This window comes from Coleofasciculus sp. G3-WIS-01, from assembly GCF_040223135.1.
Taxonomy (GTDB): domain Bacteria; phylum Cyanobacteriota; class Cyanobacteriia; order Cyanobacteriales; family Coleofasciculaceae; genus Coleofasciculus.
In genome coordinates this window covers 1-4,821 of record NZ_JAVJZI010000160.1, presented here as the reverse complement: position 1 = coordinate 4,821, position 4,821 = coordinate 1, and the positions used below count along the sequence as shown (strand labels likewise).

The window sequence follows — 4,821 nt, the reverse complement described above, 5'->3', positions numbered from 1 at the left end:
GAAATGTAGGAAATGTAGGAAATGTAGGAAATGTAGGAAATGTAGGAAATGTAGGAAATGTAGGAAATGTAGGAAATGTAGGAAATGTAGGAAATGTAGGAAATGTAGGAAATGTAGGAAATGTAGGAAATGTAGGGGTGAAGCATTCGTGCCTAGATGTATCGGATGCACATCAAACCTTGTCCAAGAATGCTTCACCCTGTCCGGATGTATCGGATAAATATTTGCCCTGTCCGGATGTATCGGATAAATATTTGCCCTATCCGGATGTATCGGATGCACATCAAACCTTGTCCAAGAATGTCTCACCTCACCTAGATGAATCAACTGCACAACCCAAGGGGACGAAATCCGGTTCTTTAGGGGCAATCATTCAAAATTTCAAATCAGTCTCAACCCGAAAAATAAATCGCATGAATGGTACTTCTGGGGCAATTATCTGGCAAACCAATTACTACGAACACATTATCCGTGACCAACGATCATTGAATCACATCCGAAACTATATAACCGAAAATCCACAACGATGGACAGAAGATATAGAAAACAGAGGTATATGATATAGAAATAATATCTTTTAGTATTAATTAATTTTTCCCTTTGACCTGCGCGAGTAGACCCAACACGATCGCATCCAGACCCAACCCAGAAAACTGCCGATGAAATAAGAGGGGAAATCTGACCAGGTAAAGGTATTCCCCAATACAACACGACCCAGAAACGTTGCTCGTATTGCCTGCAAAAATGGAGGTTGCCACAGTTGCAGAAACTCCAGAATACAAGTGACAATACATACTCCTACCGCCGTCCATCGGGGTGAAGCTTGGGGGAAGAAAAGTCCAACCAGGAGAATCCAAAAAATCTCATAGGCAAAGCTACCCAGTCGGTCATTTAGCCATTCCGGTGCAGGTGCGTAAAACCGTACCGCATACCCCAAGGGAGCAATTAGGATAATGCTGATCAGCAGGAGAATGCGATATTTCAAAATGTGATGATATTCAGTTGTTCAAGTCAGCTACAGCCATCGCGTTGACTCAGGATTAGCACTCAATTCTAGTTCTGGAAACCCATAAACGACAATGCCTGTATCGGGGTCATTGTCAATATTCACATAACCGGATTTGACTAAATCGTTCAACGTAGCTTCTACCTCCGCAAAACCTCTTCCCGTTTCCACAACCCCCTGAGTCACGGACAATTTACCGCCTCTAAGTTCAGCAGCTTTGACTAATTGTGCAATTAACGAGTCATAGGTTAAAGTATTAGAGCCATGATAAGGCTGAACTAATGTAGGTGACCCAGAAACCGCCGCTTCCCCAGAGATGCGATCGCGCTTCCCATGCTTGAGATAATGTTCCTCTACCATTCCGGGAATTAAAAACAGGTCAACGAATTGACCGACCCCAAATAATCCCCCAGTAACAAACCACAATAATCCTGTGCCAATCTTACCATTGTAGAAACGGTGCAATCCGGCAAATCCAAACAGAAAGCCGAACCACAACAAATAACTCCCTTCACGTCGATTTATATCCATTGCCAATCCTCCTCTAGGTTGGGTGTCATTACCAAAGCGCTCTCTAGGTCACAGGCTGCATCGGCTTAAACTCCAGCGTGATTAACTTAAAAGCCGCCTTAATTTATCCTGTGGTTCTTTCCACGCTTTCTTTTATTATTGCCAAACTTTGAGCGAAACGTTTTGAGTGTTGAGGAAAATAGGGGCGGGTTTCACTATTATCGTTGTCACCCAAGGTTGTAGCACAAGTCAAAGGAGAGGGTGAATGTCAAAGCCTTCTCTCTCTAACCCCCCTTTATACCCCCCTTTATACCCCCCTTTCTTTATACCCCCCTTTCAAAGGGGGGCTAGGGGGGATAGGGGCTAGGGGGGATAGGGGCTAGGGGGGATAGGGGCTAGGGGGGATGGAGAGAGGTTTATCCAGATTCCGACCAAAAGTAAGCCGCACTTTTGCCCCCCCTGCACCTCTCCATTCCTAAATTACTATTCCCACTCAATGGTTCCCGGTGGCTTGGAGGTAATATCGTAAACTACCCGATTCACGCCCTTGACTTCATTCACAATCCGATTAGAAATGAGTTCGAGTAAATCATAAGGAACTCGCGACCAATCCGCCGTCATCCCGTCCTCACTACTGACCAAACGCAGTACGATGGGATAGGCATAGGTGCGCTGATCTCCCATCACCCCAACGCTGCGAATGGGGAGTAAAACAGCAAACGCTTGCCAAAGCTCATGATAAAGTCCGTTTCGGTTAATTTCCTGGCGGACAATCAAATCCGCATCGCGCAGGATATTCAGCCGTTCTGCGGTGACTTCGCCAATAATCCGAATCGCTAATCCGGGTCCTGGGAAGGGATGACGCCTAACAATTTCTTCAGGTAAACCAATTGAACGACCAACTTTGCGGACTTCATCTTTGAAGAGTTTCCGTAAGGGTTCAACCAGCTTAAAGCGCAAGTCTTTGGGTAAACCACCGACATTATGATGACTCTTAATTTTCACCGCCACCCGTTCCCCAGTTTTCGGGTCAACGTTGGTATCCGCTGATTCAATCACATCGGGGTAAAGGGTTCCCTGAGCTAAATAGTCAAACGGACCGAGGATTTTGGATTGTTCTTCAAAGACGCGAATAAACTCATGACCAATCCGGCGACGCTTTTCTTCAGGGTCAGTAATCCCTTCGAGTCGAGCCAGGAAGCGATCGCGGGCGTTAACATATTCTACAGGAATGTGGAATTCGCCCTGAAACAGCTTCAGCAACCGTTCTGGCTCCAGTTTTCGCATGAAGCCTTGATCAATAAACATACAGGTTAATTGGTCGCCAATCGCCTTGTGCAATAAGAAGGCTAAGGTTGAGGAATCCACACCACCGGAAAGAGCGAGCAGTACCCGTTTTTCCCCCACCTTGGCGCGAATTTCGCGAATGGCTTCCTCGACAAAGGCTTCCGTTGTCCAAGTCGGTTCGCAGTCGCAAATGTGGTAAACGAAATTGCGAATTAAGGCGATACCGCCAACCGAATGCACAACTTCTGGGTGAAACTGAACTCCATAGAGCTTCTGCTCATGATGTGCGATCGCGGCGCAAGAGGTATTATCGGTATGGGCAAGAACTTCAAAGCCGTCTGGCAATTCCTCACAGGAATCCCCATGGCTCATCCACATAGTTGAGCTTTCTTCTACGTTCGTCAATAAGTCGGTGGGATCATTAATACGCAGCGAAGCTTTGCCATACTCTCCCCGTTGAGAGCGTATCACTTTCCCACCCAGTTGCTGTACCATTAGCTGCATCCCATAGCAAACTCCCAGTACGGGAATCCCCAGACGCCAAATTTCAGGGTCACACTGGGGCGCTGCGTCATCGTAAACAGAATTCGGACCTCCAGATAGGATAATTCCTTTGGGACTCAGTTGTCGGAGTTGTTCGGCGCTGGTGCGATAGGAGATAACTTCCGAATATACCTGGGTTTCACGGATACGACGAGCGATGAGTTCCGAATATTGAGAGCCAAAGTCCAGAATCACAATCATCTGGCGATGTAATTGGTTTTGTAGAGTGGTTGTGGGTAATGTCTCTACTGGCTGAGATGCGTTTCCTGTTTGTCTAGTCACTACTTTGTCCCGTGAGCGCAATTTGAGTAAGATAAGGGTATATATCGCCGAGCAAGTCTGCTACTGATCAGCGAGAATCTATTGGTTTCAACTGATGGAGCCAAGCTTTATAGATATTCTTACAGTATAAGCGATGGTGCAGGCTCCCTCGTGATTTATCCGAGGGATGAAACCGAGCGATGCGTCTAGTCTAGCAACTTTAGTTGCGAGTGTTAGCCTTTGTGTGATATAATTCTACCATAAGCTCAGCATGGTAAAATGATTGTCTACGAAGGTAAGTTAAAAGGTAAAGAGTATCAGTATAGAAGGCTTGATGAAGCCATCCGTACTGGTCTGTTTATTCGTAATGCTTGCCTTCAGTATTGGGAAAATGGTCATGCCAAAAATCGCAATGACTTGTCTAAGTATTGTGCGATTCTTGGTAAAAGTAAAGAGTTTCCTTGGGCGGGAAAATTAAACTCTCAAGCTCGACAAGCAATGTCAGAGCGTGCCTACGCAGCTATTTCAAGATTTTTTGACAACTGCAAAAAGCAAGTCAAAGGAAAGAAAGGATACCCTAAGTACAAAAAGAATCGTCCTAATCATGGTTCCGTAGAGTATAAAACATCAGGCTGGAAACTATCAGAGAATCGTGACTCAATCACGTTTACTGATGGGTTTAAAGCCGGAACGTTTAAGCTTTATGGAACTCGTGACTTGAACTACTATCAACTGACTCAGATTAAAAGAGTTAGGGTAGTGCGTCGCGCTGATGGATACTATGCTCAATTCTGTATTGACCACGACAGGACTGAAGATAGGACTCCGACAGGTCACAACGTAGGGTTAGACGTTGGCTTAAACCATTTCTATACTGACTCAGATGGTCAAACAGTTGATAATCCGAGATTTCTGAGGAAATCAGACCAAGCACTGAAACGACTTCAAAAGAAAGTGTCTAAGAAGTTTAGAAAAGGTCAACCACAATCTAACAACTACAAAAAGGCTAAACAAAAGTTAGCCAAGAAACACTTGAAAGTCAGTAGGCAGCGTAAAGACTTTGCAGTAAAGACTGCATTGTGCGTAGTCCGGTCTAACGACTTGGTAGCATACGAGGACTTGCAAGTACGAAATATGGTCAAAAACCATCACCTAGCCAAATCGATTTCAGACGCGGCTTGGTCAGAATTTAGATGTTGGCTTGAGTATTTTGG

Annotated in this window: 5 protein-coding genes; 2 read left to right on the top strand and 3 right to left on the bottom strand. The window is 45.3% G+C overall.

Features of this window, described 5'->3' with window-relative positions:
* Positions 1–560, top strand: a 560-nt coding sequence (locus tag RIM23_RS15560; protein WP_446368113.1) for a transposase, incomplete at its 5' end; no start/stop codon positions are given.
* Between the two features lie 23 nt (positions 561–583).
* Here the strand turns inward: RIM23_RS15560 and RIM23_RS15555 are convergent.
* The 3 genes from RIM23_RS15555 to guaA all read right to left on the bottom strand — a co-directional run bounded on the left by RIM23_RS15555 (position 584) and on the right by guaA (position 3,547).
* Positions 584–985: a ribosomal maturation YjgA family protein gene (locus tag RIM23_RS15555; protein ID WP_446336670.1), complete on the bottom strand. Its 402-nt coding sequence runs from the start codon at positions 983–985 to the stop codon at positions 584–586.
* Between the two features lie 30 nt (positions 986–1,015).
* Positions 1,016–1,537 (bottom strand): TM2 domain-containing protein, encoded by a 522-nt coding sequence (locus RIM23_RS15550; RefSeq protein ID WP_446368112.1) that lies wholly within the window; start codon positions 1,535–1,537, stop codon positions 1,016–1,018.
* A 462-nt stretch (positions 1,538–1,999) separates the two neighbouring features.
* Complete coding sequence (gene guaA, locus RIM23_RS15545) at positions 2,000–3,547, bottom strand: glutamine-hydrolyzing GMP synthase (RefSeq protein WP_446368114.1); 1,548 nt, start codon at positions 3,545–3,547, stop codon at positions 2,000–2,002.
* A 339-nt stretch (positions 3,548–3,886) separates the two neighbouring features.
* Here guaA and RIM23_RS15540 point away from each other — a divergent pair.
* The coding region (locus RIM23_RS15540) for an RNA-guided endonuclease InsQ/TnpB family protein (RefSeq protein ID WP_446368111.1) at positions 3,887–4,821 on the top strand (935 nt) is incomplete at its 3' end.

Excerpts from the sequence above, each read along its gene's own strand:
- RIM23_RS15550 (WP_446368112.1), bottom strand. The coding sequence starts at position 1,537 with ATGGATATAAATCGACGTGAAGGGAGTTATTTGTTGTGGTTCGGCTTT.
- guaA (WP_446368114.1), bottom strand. The coding sequence starts at position 3,547 with ATGATTGTGATTCTGGACTTTGGCTCTCAATATTCGGAACTCATCGCT.